Origin of the sequence: Belliella filtrata, assembly GCF_022549775.1 — a bacterium.
In the GTDB taxonomy this organism is placed as follows: Bacteria; Bacteroidota; Bacteroidia; order Cytophagales; family Cyclobacteriaceae; genus Belliella; species Belliella filtrata.
This window is the reverse complement of record NZ_JAKZGP010000078.1, coordinates 1-18,800: the sequence shown is the minus strand read 5'-3', so window position 1 is coordinate 18,800 and position 18,800 is coordinate 1. Positions and strand designations below refer to the sequence as shown.

10 protein-coding genes and 1 pseudogene are annotated in these 18,800 nt (G+C 39.0%); 7 read left to right on the top strand and 4 right to left on the bottom strand.

What is annotated here, in order from left to right; translation table 11 throughout:
- Nucleotides 1–511: 511 nt before the first annotated feature.
- Entirely contained in the window at nucleotides 512–1,393 is an 882-nt protein-coding gene (locus MM239_RS18915; protein ID WP_241349883.1) for an AraC family transcriptional regulator, read from the bottom strand.
- 239 nt (nucleotides 1,394–1,632) lie between these two features.
- Between MM239_RS18915 and MM239_RS18910 the strand changes: the two genes are divergently transcribed.
- Nucleotides 1,633–2,523: a dihydrodipicolinate synthase family protein gene (locus MM239_RS18910; RefSeq protein ID WP_241349880.1), complete on the top strand. Its 891-nt coding sequence runs from the start codon at nucleotides 1,633–1,635 to the stop codon at nucleotides 2,521–2,523.
- Between the two features lie 78 nt (nucleotides 2,524–2,601).
- Here MM239_RS18910 and MM239_RS18905 read toward each other — a convergent pair.
- The 3 genes and pseudogenes from MM239_RS18905 to MM239_RS18895 all read right to left on the bottom strand — a co-directional run.
- Nucleotides 2,602–2,742, bottom strand: a pseudogene (locus MM239_RS18905) (helix-turn-helix domain-containing protein); the annotation flags it as partial.
- Between the two features lies 1 nt (nucleotide 2,743).
- Nucleotides 2,744–4,096 (bottom strand): sensor histidine kinase, encoded by a 1,353-nt coding sequence (locus MM239_RS18900; protein WP_241349879.1) that lies wholly within the window; start codon nucleotides 4,094–4,096, stop codon nucleotides 2,744–2,746.
- On the bottom strand, nucleotides 4,086–5,474 hold the full coding sequence (locus MM239_RS18895; protein WP_241349877.1) for a sigma-54-dependent transcriptional regulator: 1,389 nt from the start codon (nucleotides 5,472–5,474) through the stop codon (nucleotides 4,086–4,088). The genes MM239_RS18900 and MM239_RS18895 overlap by 11 nt, the downstream gene beginning before the upstream one ends.
- Before the next feature lie 321 nt (nucleotides 5,475–5,795).
- On the opposite strand from MM239_RS18895, the gene MM239_RS18890 reads away from it, so the two are divergent.
- From MM239_RS18890 to MM239_RS18865, 6 genes are all read left to right on the top strand, one after another.
- Nucleotides 5,796–7,046, top strand: a complete 1,251-nt coding sequence (locus MM239_RS18890; protein ID WP_241349875.1) for an efflux RND transporter periplasmic adaptor subunit — start codon at nucleotides 5,796–5,798, stop codon at nucleotides 7,044–7,046.
- A 215-nt stretch (nucleotides 7,047–7,261) separates the two neighbouring features.
- A complete protein-coding gene (locus tag MM239_RS18885; RefSeq protein ID WP_241349873.1) occupies nucleotides 7,262–9,616 on the top strand; it encodes an ABC transporter permease in 2,355 nt (784 codons plus the stop codon).
- A gap of 105 nt (nucleotides 9,617–9,721) precedes the next feature.
- Nucleotides 9,722–10,420: an ABC transporter ATP-binding protein gene (locus MM239_RS18880; RefSeq protein WP_241349871.1), complete on the top strand. Its 699-nt coding sequence runs from the start codon at nucleotides 9,722–9,724 to the stop codon at nucleotides 10,418–10,420.
- 237 nt (nucleotides 10,421–10,657) lie between these two features.
- Nucleotides 10,658–13,084 carry an ABC transporter permease gene (locus tag MM239_RS18875; protein WP_241349870.1) on the top strand — a complete coding sequence of 809 codons (2,427 nt, stop codon included), beginning with the start codon at nucleotides 10,658–10,660 and terminating at the stop codon, nucleotides 13,082–13,084.
- A gap of 384 nt (nucleotides 13,085–13,468) precedes the next feature.
- A complete protein-coding gene (locus MM239_RS18870) occupies nucleotides 13,469–15,886 on the top strand; it encodes an ABC transporter permease (RefSeq protein ID WP_241349868.1) in 2,418 nt (805 codons plus the stop codon).
- Between the two features lie 334 nt (nucleotides 15,887–16,220).
- A complete protein-coding gene (locus MM239_RS18865) occupies nucleotides 16,221–18,632 on the top strand; it encodes an FtsX-like permease family protein (protein ID WP_241349866.1) in 2,412 nt (803 codons plus the stop codon).
- The last annotated feature ends 168 nt before the right edge of the window (nucleotides 18,633–18,800 follow it).

Below are 18,800 nucleotides of genomic sequence, written 5' to 3'. Positions count from 1 at the left end.
GGATAAACCAACTTTAAAGCTGATTTTCGTACATTAACATACAAATACGCGTCAATACGCTACAAAGGAGCACAAGACTCCAAATATTTGAATATTGGTCAGTAAATAATGTACCTGAGTAGTTACAATTGATGAATTTTTAATGATTTTTTTTTAAAAGTATCATTTGAATTATCAAAACTTCGTCAAATAGTATCTATCTTCTATTGAAGGGATATTAATATCTTATGTTAACAAGCTGAAGAAAAAAAATGCACAATTTCTATGTCTCAATTAACGAAACATAAATCAGGATAAAATACATAAAAACATGTATTTTGATAACAATCCTCAAGATTCCTGATAGACTAAAACCCTTTTTCTTTTATGGTAAAGATTGATGTGTTTGGATCAACTTTCAATTTGGTTCTCTAAAAAGTATGGTTTGGGTAGACTTATATGTAAGGGATTGGTAAAATTTTTATTAACGTTTATATATTTCAACATCAACAGCCTAGGTATTACCACATCATCATCTAATGCTTCCCAATCTCCTCAACCTGTAATCCTTCGGAGACTCTCCCTGTATCCTTTTAAAAACCCTATTGAAGTAAGACAAATTTTGAAAACCACTTTGGTATGCTACTTCAGCTATGGATAGATCTGACTCTATGAGTAGTTGACTGGCATGGTGTATACGAACTTGAGATAAAAAAGCCGTAAAGGTCTTTCCCGTACGATCTTTGAAAAATCTACAAAAGGCTTCCTTACTCAAATGTGCCATATCAGCCATATCACCAAGTTGAATCACCTTGTGACTTTTTGTCAAAATATAGTTCATAATATTCCCCATTCGCTTACCTTCAGATTCTGTGTAATCACGCTCAGAAAAGTACTTATTCAAAGTCTTTAAGTTAGAGGAGTCTTTTAGTAATTTCAAAACTCTCAATGCCTGTAGTAATTTCTCAAGGCCTTTTACATCTTCAAAATGAAGCATCTCTTCTTGCAAAGTTTCCTTGGTTTCGTTTGAAATCATGTAACTCCCTCTTACATGCGACACCCAATGACCAAGTTCATTCAACTCGTCCAACTCTAACATGCTAGGTCCCAATACCTCAAAATCAAAAAACAAAGTATAACCTATAGACAATTTCTCATTTGACTCTTCAAAATACGACGGGTCAGACCTAAACACATGTGGCATATTCGATGTGAATAGAAACATATCCCCTGGACCAAATCTACCTAAATAGTCTCCAACCATCAATTGACCTTTTCCTTCTATTATCAAAGTAAGTTGCCATTGCGGGTGCTGATGTAACTTTTCGTAGAAATGTTTTCCTGAATCTATCTGAAATCTTACAAACTCTTTGTTTGATTTTGGAATTTGAAAAGAGATGATCTTTTTGGCCATAGTTTTCAATTTGATATAATATTAATCATAGAAATTGACAAAGCTTTTGAAATTGTTAATATTGTATCACTAAGAACTAAATAAGTGCAAGCCTTTCTTTCCAATTGTTCTTAGTTTTGAAAAAGTAAATATTGTCATACTAGATATAGCAACTCAGCCTCCTCCCTGGAGCCTTAAATTATAAATCAGTACTTTAACTTGAATTAAAAAGTATTTTAAGTAACAATTAACTTTAAGATATGAATTGGCAAGGAGTTTTTCCAGCAGTAACGACAAAGTTTCATCAAGATGGCACTTTGGATATGGGCATGTTTTTCAAAAATATAGATGCTCAATTGGAGGCAGGTGTACAAGGAATCATCCTAGGAGGCACACTAGGAGAATCCTCTGTACTTTCCTTGGATGAAAAAATAAGCTTAACATCTCAAACTGTAGCTTATGTATCAGGACAAGTTCCCATAGTCCTCAACATCGCTGAGGGTGCTACTCACGATGCAGTATACTGGGCTAAAAAGGCGAAAGAACTTGGAGCCTCTGGTCTTATGCTGCTTCCACCTATGCGCTATGCTGCAGATCATAGAGAAGTAGTAAGTTATTTTAAAGCAGTGGCTGAAAGTACTGACCTACCTATCATGATCTATAATAATCCCATTGATTACAAAACCTTGGTAACTATACCTATGTTTGAAGAACTTACTGAATGTAATAACATTCAAGCTATCAAAGAATCAACCAGAGACATTTCAAATGTGACTCGCATGCGCAACAAGTTTGGTGACCGCTACAAGATCCTATGTGGTGTTGACACATTAGCTATGGAGGAGCTAGTAATGGGAGCAGATGGATGGGTTGCAGGATTGGTTTGTGCTTTTCCAAAAGAAACAGTCAACATTTATAATCTTGTCAAAGCTGGTAAGTATGAAGAAGCCTTATCGATCTATCGCTGGTTTTTACCACTTTTGGAACTTGATATCCATCCGAAACTTGTACAGTATATTAAACTTGCAGAACAGTTGACAGGAATTGGGACAGAATGGGTGAGAGCGCCTAGGCTTACACTCATAGGAGAGGAACGTATTAAAGTCGAAAACATCATCAAACGAGGGATAGAGAATAGGCCGAATAGTTGATCGGAGAGATTAGAAGCAATAGACGAAATCCTTTTTAAGAACTTACTTTGATAAATTAAACTTTCTTAGCTGATTTCATCAATTGAATCCTACTCTAAATTCCAATGGGCTTTGCTTGGTTTTGGATTTGAATAGTTTACTAAAACTCTGAGGATGCTCGAATCCCAGTTCGTAGGCGATTTCGCTGACTGATAGGTTTGTTGTGGAAAATCTTTCTCTTCTAAAAACTCAAAGTAAACATCGTGAATTTGTCAGGATGTGAGATTACTTCAAGTCTACCTTTGTGAAGGTGCATGATTTGACGGGAGATGGCTAGGCCTATTCCAGAGCCTGTTTTTTTTGTTGTGAAAAAAGGTACAAAAATTCTTTCTAATGCTTCAGGAACTATCCCTTCGCCAGAGTCAATCACCTGTATGAAAGGCCTTGTTCCACTTTCTAGCCCAGCTTTGATTTCTATGATTTTCTCATTTGAGTTTGTAAGTGCTTCCATTGCATTCTTTATTAAATTGATCAGGATCATTTGGATCAACTCTCGATCTGCATGCAAATAGAAGCCTTCTGGCGACACATTGATCTTGAGTATGATGTCTGATTTTTTTAGCTCTTCACGAAACAATATCCCTACGTCTTCTAGCAGCTGTTTTATTGGGAATTTTGAAAATACTGGTGTAGGTGTATTCGTATAGTCTCGATAAGCATTCACAAAATCGACCAACCCCATACTTCGTTTTGAAATGGTTTCTAATCCCTCGGATAGGTCGAGATAGCTTTCCCTATTAAGATAAAGTTCTCCAGGTGTAGATTCTACCAAATCTTCTTCCAATATGACACCCAATGAACTCGCTAAGCTTGCTATGGGAGTCATCGAATTCATTATCTCATGCCTCAAGACTTTTGTTAGATTCTGCCAAGCCTCCAATTCATTTTTCTGCAATTCCTCCTTGATGTTTTGGAAAGAAAGTAAGGTCCAGTTATTTCCATCCATGACAAATGCGGCGGACTGCACATTCAAATGAATGTCAGGCCTAACCTTCATGGTAAAAGAGCTCCCGGGTTGTAAGGAAAGTACAGTTCGAAGAAGTTCTTTGGACAGCTTTCCCAAATCATGGATATCTTTGAACTGAGGGATTTGAAGGAGTTGTTTGGCTGATCCATTGATCACCCCTATACGTCCTTTGCTATCAAATGAGATAATCCCAGTATTGATGTGCTGGATCATGATTTGAAGAAAAATCATTTGTTGTTCCTTGTCTGCCCGAGTTTTTTTGAATGCTTCAATAACTTCATTAAAGGAGCGGTTGAGTTCTTCAAATGACTGCCCAAGATCACTGTCTTTGGAAAATGAACTGGAAAAATCTGAGTAGCGAATAGATTCAAGAAACAAACTGATTTTTCTATTTGTCTTCGATACATAGCCAATAAGATTCAGTGTGAGTATCAGCAAGATGATAGCACAGAGCAATACCTGAATGAAGGCATCATCGGCATAGAAAGCAAAACCTCCAATTATTGCAGTCAATACGATCAGTACGACCCTTACGAAAATTCCAAAGGAGAATGATTTAAAGGCCATATCGCTCTAGTCTTCTATACAATGATGATCTTGTGAGTCCAAGCTCCTCTGCCGCACGGGTAATGTGTCCATTGTGTTTTTGAAGAGCTTTTCGGATCAGGATTTTTTCCACATCTTCGATATTCAGGTGCTCAAGAGATACCATTTCATCTTGTTTTTCAGGTAGGATATGGTTTTGGGTAAACAAATCCTCAGGTTGAAGCACACTGTGTTTGCTCATGATTACAGCCCGCTCTATGCTGTGCTGTAGCTCGCGGATGTTGCCAGGCCAATGATACTTTTGCATCCTTTTGATCAATGCTTCTCCAGCTTTTCGGATGTCTTTGTTGTATTTTTTACTGTAGATATCTATAAAGTGATTGGCAAGCAGGGGGATATCTTCTTGCCTTTCTCGCAGAGGAGGTAAGGTGATTTCTATGGTGTTGAGTCTATAAAGCAAGTCTTGTCTGAAACTGTTTTCATGCACCATGCTGTGCAAAGCCATATTGGTAGCCGAGACCAAGCGAATATTTACAGGAATGGACTTGTTCGTGCCCACACGTGTGACTTCTCTATTCTGTAAAGTTGCAAGTAGTTTGGCTTGCAGTGTCAATGGGATATTTCCGATTTCATCTAGAAATAAAGTTCCTTTATTGGCTTGCTCAAACCTGCCCGCACGATCTTCTTTGGCATCAGTGAAGGCTCCTTTTTTGTGACCAAAAAGTTCGCTTTCGAAAAGCGAAGAGGTGATCGAGCCCAAGTCTACACCAACAAAAGCCTCTCGGTGACGCTTGGAATTCCTGTGAATGGCTCTAGCTACTAGCTCTTTCCCTGTTCCATTTTCTCCTAAAATCAACACATTGGCATCAGTTGCAGCTACCCTGTCAATGGTTTCGAAAACTTTTTGCATGGATGCACTTTGGCCTATGATGTCTTTGAATTTCCTATCCATATCCTGGAGGAGCTGCTGCTGTTGATCCTTAAGCTGAATGACTTCAATCTTGGATTTCCTCAATTTCAATGCAGCATGAAGTGTTGCCAGCAGCTTTTCATTTTCCCATGGCTTGAGAACAAAATCTGTAGCGCCTTCTTTGATTGCTTTCACCGCGGTGGTCACATCTCCATAGGCAGTGATCAAGACCACTACAGCTGAAGAATCAATGGTCAGGATTCTGTCTAGCCAATAAAATCCCTCTTGGCCACTACTCACATCCTTGGTGAAGTTCATGTCTAATAGGATGACATCATATTGTTCATTGACCATCAGGATGGGTATCAAACCCGGATTCGACTCAGTGTCTACTTGCTCAAAATGTCGCTTCAAAAAAATTTTTGCGGCCTTCAGTAGGTCTTCGTTGTCATCGATGATGAGAATTTTTCCCAGCTTTTGATCTTTCATAGTAGGTGGTAATAGAATTATGCTAAATATAAATCAGTATCAGGCAAGTGTCCAAAAGCTATACCGAAGTATTAAGAAAAGAATCTTCTCTTAAAATACTGTTTCAGGCTTGAAAAAACGGTATTATCTCAAAAAAATACAATGATGTAATCATTTGGATTGGCGTTCGATTTTGAGGATTTTGGTCGCTGACGGACGATAATGTTCGAATTGTTTCTATAGAATTATTCAGATATTGCGAATTTTGAACGTAAAGGTACTTTTTCTGGTGGCATATAATTGGCAAATCATCAGAAAGCCAAAAAGAAGATTTGATACATCATGGATAGAAAATTAGAAAAGAAACTGTGGACACCAAAGCGTATAGGTTTTATGAACCTGGGGATATTAATCCTGGGATTTATTGCCTACCAATTTTTTTTCGCTGATCTCAGGGCAAATATGAATGTGTCCATGGAGCGTGTGACCATAGCCACGGTAAAGGAAGGTGAGTTTACAGATTATATTCCTGTCAGTGGCAACATAGAGCCTGGAGAAGTTTTCTATTTGGATGCGCTCGAAGGTGGAAGTATACAGCAAATCATTCGTGAGTCAGGATCTTTCGTCAATAAGGGCGATACCATTCTTTTGCTTTCTAACTCCAAGCTTCAGCTTGAAGTGATGGAAAGAGAGTCAGGTCTATATTTTCAAATCAACAACCTTAGGCAAGTCCGTCTACAGCTGGATCAAAATGACCTCAGCCAGCAAGGACAATTGGCCGAAATCGACTATCAGATCAGTTTATTGAAACCACAATATGAGCGCTTTAAGGAGCTACATGGTAAAAAACTTGTTTCCGACCGGGAGTATGAAGAAGTGAGGGAGCAATATGAGTATAATGTCAAAAGGAGAAAACTCACTTATGAGGCTTACAGAAATGACTCCATCTCAAGGGTGACTCAAAAAAGGCAATTACAAGATTCTGAGCGACGCATGAACCAATCTTTGGACGGTGTAGGACATATATTGGACAACTTGGCACTGCAAGCACCTATCAGTGGTCAATTGTCTACAGAGCAGATTGAAGTTGGGCAAGCCATAAGCCCTGGTCAGAGGTTTGGACAAATCGATATCTTGGACAAGTTTAAAGTGAGGGTTCCTATTGATGAACTTTATTTATCAAGGGTTTACACAGGTCTGAAAGGGACATTTACTTTTTCTGGAGAAAGTCATGAGCTTGAAATATCGAAAATCTACCCTAATGTCACTGGGGGAAGATTTGAAGTGGATATGAATTTCACTGGTGAGATTCCTACCGGTATCCGTAGGGGTCAGACCGTCCGCATCAGACTGGAGCTAGGAGAAAGCGAGCAGGCGGTGCTGCTATCTTCCGGCGGATTCTATAAAGATACTGGAGGCAACTGGGTCTTTGTCGTAAATCAATCTACAGGAAAAGCAGAAAAGCGGAACATAAGACTGGGACGAAAAAACCCGGAATTCTACGAAGTCATAGAAGGCTTAAAGCCAGGTGAAAAGGTGATTGTAAGTGGCTATGAGGGTTTTGGGAAGAATGAAGTGTTGAACTTAAAGTGAGATTTGGATGAAGGATGAGGGATCAGATGCAAGAAGCGAGAGACGAGAAGGAATTAAGAAACAAGAAGCTGATATGTTAAAGAAACTATCATATTGATAAGTCCTGTAAGGACAATCAACACCTTAGCCCACAAATCATATGTCTCTCTATTAGCGCCTTTGAGGCCAATAAATTATATTAAAACTAGTAGCCAACACAACCAAAATAAATTTTCATGTTTACAAACTATGTAAAGATTGCTTGGAGGAATCTCTGGAGAAACAAGGAATTCTCCTTTATCAACATCATAGGTCTCACCTTAGGAATAGGTGGGGCTGTGTTGATTTTGCTTTGGATCCAGTATGAGCGAAGTTTTGATCAGTTTCATGAGAAAAAAGAGCAACTCTTCGAAGTTTGGAATCAGGCGGATTTCAATGGGGAGATTTCTTCATGGGGTTGGACACCAAAGCCTTTAGGCCCTGTATTGGGGGCTGATCAAGCGGAAGTTGCTGCATTTTCCCGTTATCAGACACCATATGATATGTTGTTGAAGTACCAAGTGAAAGGGATCAATCAACAAACGGTGGTCATAGATCCTGAATTTTTCTCCATGTTTGATTTTCCTTTAATTATGGGAGAAAAGGATCAAGTCTTTGCCAAGCCAGAGTCCTTGGTACTCACTGAAAGTGCTGTGAAGCGACTGTTTGGTGATGAAAATCCCATTGGTAAAGAAGTAGTTTTGGAAAACCAGACCTCTTTGATAGTTACAGGAGTTTTGGCAGATTTTCCTTCCAATACAAAATTTCAGTTTGATGCAGCCATTCCATGGGCACTGTATAAGCAGTTAGGTTTTGAAGATGAATTCTGGGGGAACAATAGCGTAATTACCTATATAGAACTTCACCCCGAAGTTAAAGTAGAAACAGCAGCAGCCAATATTCGTGACGTTACCCAAAAACATTCATCCGAGCAAGTCAGTCTGATCTTGCATCCACTTACAAAAGCTCACCTGTATGATCATTATGATAACGGCGTGCTGGCAGAAGGAAAGATCAAAATGATCAGGCTCTTTTTCTGGATTGCGATTTTGATCATTTTGATAGCTTGTATCAATTTTATGAACCTTAGCACTGCGAGAAGTGAAAAACGCGCTAAGGAAATCGGTATAAGAAAGATTTCTGGAGCTGGTAGAGGGAGGTTGATTCTTCAGTTTATTGGAGAATCCATGGTCACCACCGTGATTGCTTCGTTCTTAGCTCTTTTGATTGTAAGTCTACTGATCCCTCATTTCAATAATTTGATGGGAACGTCCATATACTTACCTTTCGGAGAACCCATTTTCTGGATAATTTACATACCATTTGTCATCCTCATTGGGATCATTGCGGGTTCATATCCAGCTTTGTTTCTTTCTTCTCTGGTACCTGCAAGGATACTCAAAGGGAAGGTAAGTTCACCAAAATCTGCCTTTTCACTTAGAAAGGTATTGGTAGTGATGCAGTTTACATTTGCTGCGATTCTTATAGCAGCTACTTTGGTCGTCAAATCTCAGATTGACTTTGCACAAAGTAGAAATGCAGGCTACGACAGAGATCAATTGATCTATCTGATGATGTCTGATCAACTTCGAGATAAATATGAGCCTTTTAGGGCAGAAGTTTTGTCTTCTGGCGCTGCCACATCCCTCACTCGCACCATGTCACCTATCTCAGAGACCTGGAGCAATACTTGGGGGATGTCTTGGGAAGGTAAAGATCCAGATGTGACTATCACCATCGACAGGTACAGTACAGATGCAGACCTTTCTAAGACTTTGGGATTGAATATCATTGAAGGGAGAGATATAGATATCTATAAGTATGCTACAGATTCCAATGCCGTATTATTGAATGAAGCTGCACTCAAGTTGATGGATTTTGAGAACCCACTGGGTCAACTTATAAAAGATAATAATAAAGAGTGGAAAGTAGTGGGCATTGTGGAAGATTTTGTGGTGAACTCACCGTTTCACCAAGTAAAGCCTTTGGTGATTTTTGGTCCAAAAGCATGGTTCAATGTATTTCATCTCAAACTAAGCCCGAGTAATTCGGTAGCTGAAAATTTAGCAAAGGTGGAGCAGATATTTGATAAGTATAGTGCAGATTTTCCTTTTGACTACACCTTTGTAGATCAAGATTATGCTAACAAGTTTCAAAGTGAACAACGGGTATCTGCCCTTACCCTATGGTTTTCAGGATTAGCCATATTTATATCTTGTCTTGGACTATTTGGGCTTGCGGCATTTATGGCAGAGCAGCGCTTGAAAGAGATCAGCATACGCAAAGTTTTAGGAGCATCTTCTGCTAATCTTATCGTCCTTTTGACCTCTGATTTCATCAAGTTAGTAGCTATATCACTGTTGATCGGAATTCCCATAGCTTGGTATGTTATGAATATCTGGCTAGAAAACTTCAATTACAGGATAGAATTAGGTGTCGGAATATTTGGGTTAGTTGCTTTAATTACCTTGCTGATTGCACTGCTCACCGTCAGTTCCCAAGCCTTAAAAGCCGCTTGGTCCAATCCAATCAAAGCTCTCAAAGGCGATTAAATCAAAATCTAATCCCGAAGTCTCAAAACTAAAATCTATCCCAAATCCTCGGGACTTAAATTTAAACTCTAATCCCGATGGCTATCGGGACTAAAATCTTCTCATATGGAAAATATCATCAAAACAACTCATCTCAAAAAACTCTATACGACCGAAGAAGTCGAAACTACAGCCTTGGACGATATCAATATTGAAATCAAAAAAGGAGAATTTGTCGCTATCATGGGACCTTCGGGTTGTGGGAAATCCACTTTGCTCAATATCATTGGCTTGCTTGATAATCCAGATGATGGGCAATACCACTTTCTGAATGAAGAGGTAGCAAAGTATTCTGAGAGGCAACGATCACAACTTAGAAAGGGAAATATAGGATTTGTCTTCCAAAGCTTCAACCTGATCGATGAATTGACATGCTATGAAAACGTCGAGCTGCCACTATTGTACTTGAAGCTTCCTGCAGATGAGCGGAAAAAGAAAGTTGTGGAGGTACTCACCAGAATGAACATCATGCATCGAAAAGACCACTTTCCACAGCAGCTTTCTGGTGGTCAGCAGCAAAGAGTAGCCATCGCCAGAGCCATCGTAGCCAAACCAGCAGTTATCCTTGCCGATGAACCTACAGGTAACCTAGACTCTGCCAACGGTGAAGAAGTGATGCGACTTCTTGAAGAACTCAATAATGAAGGAACCACCATCGTGATGGTGACCCACTCTCCGCATGATGCAAATTATGCTCACCGCATCATCAATCTATTTGACGGCAAAGTGGTGACGGAAAATATTAGGGAGCAGTTTCATGTTTAGACTTGCCTGCTGCAAGCAGGAGTGGATGAGGCGAAATTAGAAACAATTAGTACTAAGTACCAAGTAAATTCAATCTACAATCTCTCGGAGATGCAAGAGTCAAGATGCAAGAAACAAGAAATCAATGTCATGTCCGAGAGATTATAAGGGATAGATAATGATATATGCCTAGCGGCGAAATATTAATGGTGTGTAAATAAGAGACCAAACAAATTACCAAAATAAAATACTAGAAGGATGTTACTTAACTATTTGAAAATATTTCTCAGAAACCTGAAAAAGCAACCAGCATATATGTTTATCAATATATTAGGACTATCTGTTGGCATGGCTTCTAGTATTTTGATTTTTCTCTTTGTGCAGCACGAATTGAGTTATGATAAGTATCATGAGAAATCTGATAGGATATACAGGGTATCGAGGTCTTTTTTCAATCAAAATGGAGAGGTAAACCTTTACCTTGCACATACAGCGCCTCCTTTTGGACCATTGATGAAGTCTGACTTTAGTGAGGACTTGGAACAAGCTGTCCGTGTTTTAAATACTAATGTAATTTTAAAATCTGGAGAAAAGATTTTCGAAGAAGAGAAGGTTTATTTCTCCGATCCAGAGGTTTTTAGTGTGTTTTCTTGGGAGCTAGTGGATGGAAATGGTGAAGAAGCCCTCAATTTTCCAGATGGAATGGTGATTTCTGAAAGCATGGCAAGAAAATATTTTGGGGATGCAGACCCCATAGGAAAAAGCTTAGAATTGATGATAAGTCAGCATCAAGTAAATTTGCAAGTAAGGGCAGTGATGAAAGATATTCCAGATAACTCTCATTTCAGGGCTGATTTTTTGGTCTCCATGGAAATGGTAACGGGGTACTTTGGAGGTTATGATGAAATGATGAAAAACTATGGGTCCAATCAATTTGGTACTTATATTTTACTCAAAGAAGGGTCGAATATTAAAAATATTGAAGACCAAATACCAGATTTTCTCAATAGACACATTCAGGTAGGTGAAGGTGGAGCTTTGGCATCTACATGGACTTCCTTGCACCTATGGCCTATTACTGACATTCATTTGCATTCCAATCTGGATTCTGAGTTGGAGCCAAATAGCAATATTGAGCATGTTTATATCTATACAGCTATTGCATTTTTTATTTTATTGATTGCTTGTGTGAACTTTATGAACTTGGCTACAGCGCGTTCATCAAAGCGAGCCTTGGAAGTAGGATTGAGAAAAACACTTGGAGCCGAAAAGCGATTCATCATTGGTCAGTTTATGAGTGAATCTATTTTGATGTCCTTGATTTCATTGGTTTTAGCACTAGTGATGACTTCATTGATGTTGCCATTTTTTGAGAACTTTACAGGGAAGGATTTAAGTTTTAATCTATTTGAACAGCCAATTTACCTTTTTGGATTATTGGGTTTTGTATTAGTAGTTGGTATGATTGCAGGGAGTTATCCCTCACTTTTCCTTTCTAGTTTTCAACCTGTCAAGGTTCTGAAAGGCACCTTTAAGATTGGAACCATACATGAGAAACTCCGCGCTGCATTGGTCGTGGGACAGTTTGCGATTTCTATCATATTGATAGTTGCTGTTTTGGTAGTAGTTCATCAGCTTGATTTTATGAAAAATAAAGACTTGGGTTTTGAAAAGGATAGGATTGCAGTACTTCCAGCATATGAAGAGTTGGTCGGAAATTTTGAAAATCTAAGTCAAAGGTTCTTGCAGCATGAAGGCATAGAGTCTGTCTCATTGGGGTCGAGAGTCCCTTCCGGTAGGCTTTTGGACTCTGGTATAACTAGCGCAGAGCTGAAAGATGGCTTAACAAACATTGACATTCGGCTATCGGATATACATGTGAGCCATGGATATATGGAGACTTTTGGAATAGAGATAGTGGCTGGTAGGGATTTTGACTTCCAACTACCAACTGACAGCACACAAGCATTTTTGTTAAATGAATCTGCCGTTAGAGCTATTGGTTGGACGTCAGCGGAAGATGCTATTGGCAAATCACTTCACTATGATGCAAGACGAGGTTATGTTGTTGGAGTAGTAAAAGATTTTCATTTTGAATCTTTGCATCAACCTATTATTCCCATGGTCTTCATGATACCTGATACACGTTTCAACTCCGTAGCGATTAGGTTAAAACAGGGTTTTGAAGAGGAAACGATAGCTTATTTAAAGGAAGAGTGGATTGCATTGAAGCCAGATTTTCCTTTCAGTTATTATACAATAGAGGATAAGTTTCAACAACAATATGAATCAGAGGAAAAGGTTGGTGTTGTTTTCGGATTTTTTGCTGGGATAGCTATTTTGATCTCGGTGTTGGGTTTGTTTGGTCTTTCAGCTTTTGCGGCAGAACAGCGCACCAAGGAAATAGGAGTAAGAAAGGTCTTGGGTGCAAGTGTAAAGAGCATTGTTTTGCTGTTAGGAAAAGATTTTCTCAAGCTTGTACTTTTCGGGTTCTTGCTAGCAGTACCAATTGCTTGGTTCGCAATGAACTCATGGTTGGAAAGCTTTGCTTACAGTGTTTCCATTTCTTGGGGAGTCTTTGGTTTGGCTGGTTTGATTGCAGTGGTGATCGCTACTTTTACCATCAGCAGTCAATCTATCCGTTCGGCATTGACCAATCCTGTGGATTCATTTAAGACAAATTGATAGGTGTTTTGAAGGAAATATGGTGGATAGATACGCTACTTTCTGGTAGAAAGGTTCGTGAAATAAGATTGAAATTTACTGCGTGATATAGGCTTTGTGATATAAGGTGGAAATATTCCGAATTAGATATTACTGGATACTGGTGGATACTGGATATTTTGGAAAGATATTGATTGAAATATAGTAGAAATATATTCTATCTTCTGGTAGATAAGCTCGTGAAATAGTTTGCTATTAATACAGGCTGGTTTTAAAGAAAACTTCCTAAAAGGTAATACGGGATCGGTGAGGAAAATTATTTCAATCTATTTTCATCCTATTTCATTTATAGAAACCTGACAATATTTGAATTAAAATTTAGTAAGATTTAGAAAAATAACTGATATGCTCAAAAACTATTTTAAAATCGCTTGGCGCTCCTTGACCAGAAGCAAATGGATAGGTGCCATCAATATCTTGGGATTGACTATCGGGATCACTGCGGCTTTATTGCTTTTTGTGGTGGTGCAATATGAGCTGAGCTACGATAAGTTTCTCAGCAATTATGATCAGATCTATCGAATAGTCACTCATGATCAATACGATGATTTTTATGATCAGACCTCTGGCGTAGCCAACCCTTTCCCTGATGCGCTAAGAGCTGATCCGATGAGTTTTGAGCAGGTCGTTCCGATAGTTTCCCATTACTTTGTGCAAGTGAATATCGAAAATCTGAAAAGTGAGGATATCGATAAACATAGGGCAGAAAGTTTGTTTTTTTCAACACCTGATTTTGCTGAGCTTCTTGAGTTAAACTTCCTTGTAGGTAATGTAAACGCTCTTGGACAACCTGACCAAGTGATCTTGCCTAAATCTGAAGCAGAAAAATATTTTGGAAGCTGGAAGGATGCTCAAGGAAAGACTTTGCAGCTGACCAATGGTGTTCAATTGGAGGTAGCTGCTGTGGTTGAGGATATGCCTGAGAACAGCAACTTCGGATTTAAGCTTTTGGCTTCATTTGAAACTATTCGTTCACATCAAGAAGCTTTTGGCTATGATTTGGAAGAATGGGGAAGTACAGGGAGCAACTTTCAAGTTTATGTCAAGACGAATCCAGCAACGGATTTTGCATTGATCCAAAGTCAGCTTGATGAATTTTCCAAAAAACATTTTGAAGGAAGAGGAACTTCTATCAAGTCTCATCACCTTCAGCCATTGAGCGATATCCATTTCAATTCTCTTTATGAGCCACTCACTGGAAGCAGGATCAGAAATTCTACCATCAAAACATTGATACTAGTCGGAGTCTTTATCCTCATCATGGCTTCTATCAATTTTGTGAACCTTACCACCTCGCAAGCAATCGGTAAAAGCAAGGAAATAGGCGTAAGGAAAGTAATGGGTAGCACAAAGACTCAGATTGCTTTACAATCCTTTGGAGAGACCTTTTTGACTGTTTTGATAGCCTCATTTTTGTCTCTTGTATTCGCTTCCATATTTCTGCCGCTTTTGGATAAAATCGCCAACATTCCAGATTCAGTTAGTTTGTTTCAGTGGCAAGTTGGCTTGTTTATTCTTGTGCTGATAGGTTTATTGTCTTTGCTGTCAGGATTTTATCCCGCCATGATCATAGCAAAATATCAGCCTATCAGGGCATTGAAAAACAAGTTTCAAAGTGCAGATATAGGGGGTGTTTCTATCAGAAGAGGTTTGGTAGTTCTACAGTTTGCAATCGCTCAGATCCTTATGATTGGTACACTGATCGCTGTTAGGCAAATGAATTTGGTTCAAAACATAGATCTGGGCTTCAATAAGGAAGCCATTTACTATGTTCATGTTCCATCGGATAAAGCCAATGGTGAGATGAGAATAGAAGGTTTCAAGCAAGAGCTACTAAGGATGCCTGGCGTCAAAGGGGTTACTTTGGCTTCAGATGTACCATCTTCAGATAACAACTCAGCAACCAACTTTTATTTTGACAATAAAAGTGAGGATATCATCTTTCCAGCATTTTTGAAGTTTGCTGACGAGACGTATTTTGAATTGTTTGAAATGGAATTTGTCGCTGGACATGCATACCCTCCGAGTGATACGATCAGAAATGTGGTGATCAATGAAACTATGGCCAAAAAGCTGATGATCCAAACTCCCGAAGAAGCTATAGGTAAAAACCTCCGCCTTGGGGCTGGCCCATGGGTTCCTGTGAGTGGAGTAGTCAAAGACTTTACGGTCAATTCTCTGCGCGAAGAGATGAAGCAATTGGTGATTACCACTAGAAAAAATATGTACTCGATCGTAGCTGTAAAGCTAGATGGAGCAGTTAGTAAGGCAACCCTAGAAAGTATACAAGGAAAGTTTGAAGAGATTTACCCAGAGCAAATTTATACTGCTGGATTCTTGGATGAGGCTATAGCTGCTTTTTATGAAAATGAGCAGAAGCTTGCCATGGTTTATAAGGTATTTGCTGCCTTGGCAATTTTGATTTCTTGCATTGGTTTGTATGGTTTGATTTCCTTTATGGTAGGTCAGAAGATCAAAGAAATAGGAATCCGAAAGGTGCTCGGAGCTTCAGTAACACAAATCACCGTGATGCTATCCAAAGAGTTTGTTTGGATGGTGTTGATTGCCTTTGGGGTTGCTATTCCCTTGGCCTATTATATGGTGCAAGAATGGCTGGCATCTTTTGCCTACAAAACGCCTGTTACGATAGGCTTATTTGTATTGGTGATGCTCATCTCCTTACTCATCACAGGCTTGACCGTTGGCTTCAAATCCTTTCGGGCTGCCATCACCAATCCAGTGAATAGTTTGAGAAGCGAGTGATTAGATGCGTTTGTTGAAGTACCAAGTACCAAGTGCTTGGTACAATGTACAAAAAGAAGCCAGAGATTATGATTGGTGAAGGGTGGGTAATGAAGCGAGCGATTGTGTATAAAGTTTCAAGTAGAAATAGTCCCTTAAACCTTTGTTTGAAGTCCTATTTTTTTAAGATTGGTGTAGTTGCAGAAACAGCTTTGTCCGCATGCGGTCAATATTGTTCGCAAACATGTTTTTCTGGCCTAGAAAACCTATTAAATTAAGGCATTGGGGCCACTTTGGATTGGTACGAACTTGGTTCTAGGTTGGTTAAATTCAAGTTTACGTCAAGCAAATTCTTATGTGGAAAAACTACCTACTAATTGCTCTTAGAAATATTCGTAGAAATAAACTAAGGACTTTTGTACATGTCTTTGGACTATCACTTGGAGTCGGGATATGCTTGTTGATATTTCAAGTGGTACTTCATGCCTTTAGTTTTGATAGGTTTCATTCAGATGCAGATAGGATTTATAGGGTTCACACTGTATCAGAGTGGCAACCGGGCGAAAGATTTGAATCTTCAGGAACATCTGGTCCATTGGGAGAAGTGATTGATGATGAGTTGGCTTTTATTGAGACCAAAGGAAGGCTATATACATTGAGCGAGGTTTCAGCTGTCGTTCCAGATCAAAATAGGTATATCGGGAAATCAAATCTGGTGGCATTTGCAGATCAGGGTTTTATGAAGATTTTTGAAAGGGTGTGGTTAGCAGGAAATCCAGAAACTGCCTTATCTTCTCCGTTTCAAGCGGTGATCTCTGAATCTAGTATGCAGAAATACTTTCCTGGACTTGAAGCTTCTGAGGTTTTGGGTAAAGAAATGCTCTGGATAGATGCTGCGGACTCAATCTATACCCATATACATGGCGTAGTAAGAGATTATGATCAGCTTACGGATTTTATTTTCAAGGACTTTATCTCCTTCAGCACCATAGCACAACTAGAGAAAAGTGACTGGTATGGATTACACAGTTGGACTAATTTGAATTCTTCCAGCCAACTATTTGTAAAGATTGCAAAAAGCGAAGACCAAGCTCAATTGGATGAAGGACTTCAAAAGGTTGCTTCCAAGTATTTAGATATTGATGATAATTCTGAGAAGTTTTCTGCAAAACCGTTGAATACAATGCATTTTTCAGAGAATTTTAATGGGACAGAAGTTTCTTTAGATTTATTAAAAGGTTTGATTTTCATAGGTGTGATCATCATGCTATTAGCATGTTTGAATTTTGTCAATTTGGAAACAGCCCTTGCAATTAAAAGGTCTAAAGAAGTAGGAATCAGGAAGACCCTTGGATCAGATAGGAAACAGCTGATGCTACAATTTTTAAGCGAAACATTTCTTTTGGTGATTGCGGCGGCATGTTTGTCAGTGTTTTTAGCAGATGGTTATTATCAATTGTTTTCCTCATACCTACCAGAGACATTTCAATATATTAGTTTCAGTGTTTACAATGGGCTTTTCCTTCTATTGATTTCCGTGTTGATAACTTGCTTATCTGGCATTTATCCTGCGGTAATACTTTCTGGATATCAACCACAGCGCGCATTGAAAGGAGAGGTTCAAGGAGGATCTCAACTTGGTTATGGATCATTTTTAAGAAAAAATCTAACAGTCATACAGTTTACAGCTTCAATTACATTTATATGTTTGGTTTTAGTACTAAGGTCACAGCTACAATATGTCAGCTCACAACCTTTGGGCTTCGAAAAAGATGCTGTGATGTATGTAAGGTTACCTTTTATGGGTGATCCAGAGGTAAAGGCACAGCTTAATGATCGCATATGGCAGCAAAGTTCAGTTTCAGCAGCAAGTTTGAGCAATGCGCTGATTTCATCTAATAGCCTGTGGACCACTGATTCTTATCTACAAGGAGATACCACAGGGCAAGCCTTGTATGTGCATGTGATGAATGTGGACTCCGCATTTGTAGAAGTTCACGGTCTGAATATCCTTGCAGGTAAGCGTGCGAGTAACAAGATCGATGAGGTACTGGTCAATAAAAATTTCCTTCACCAAGCGAATCTATCAAGTCCTGAAGAAGCCTTAGGTATGTCTCTACAAATCAGTGGAGAGCAAAGGAGAATTGTCGGTGTTTTGGATAATTTCAATGCAAGAAATCTACGTGAAGAAATTCTGCCTATGGTATTTATTTACAGTCCTACCTATTACAATTACTTGAATGTCAAGCTTGCCCCAAGCCAAAATCTATCCCATGCAAAACTTAGCCTAGAGGCCATTGTGAAGGAGGTATATCCTTATGAATCAGGGGAGTTTTTGTTTATAGATGAAGCTATTGAGGGTTTCTATGAAGCAGATAGGAGGATTCAGGGAATACTTAGCTTTGCTTCTGGGATTGCGATATTGATTTCTATCCTTGGCTTGTACGGCTTGTCTTCATATACTATTGCACAGCGAAGCAAGGAAGTCAGTATTCGAAAAGTACTTGGGGCAGGTGTTACTAGTATTTTGATGTTGATAAGTAAACAATATATCTGGTTAGTCTTGATTTCGACCACACTGGCGATCATTCCAGCATACTACTTTAGTAACCAATGGCTCAAAGAGTTTGCATATAAAATTGAGATGCCATACGTCGTGTTCGGCCTTGTAGGATTGGCAGTCTTGGGTATGGCACTTACAGTAGTTTTCATCCATTCCTTACAAGTCATCAGAACTAATCCTGCAAAAGTGCTGAAAAGTGAGTAAGGCGAGAAGCGAGAGTTTAGAAGCAAGAAACAAGTGTCATGTGTCATGTCCTGAAATAGCTTGACAAATTAAATCAAACTAAAATTGGGAAAAACATGACAAAAAGTGTTCGAGAGTTCAAGCGGTACAGTATTAGCTTCAAGAAGCAAGTAGTAGAGGAATTGGAAA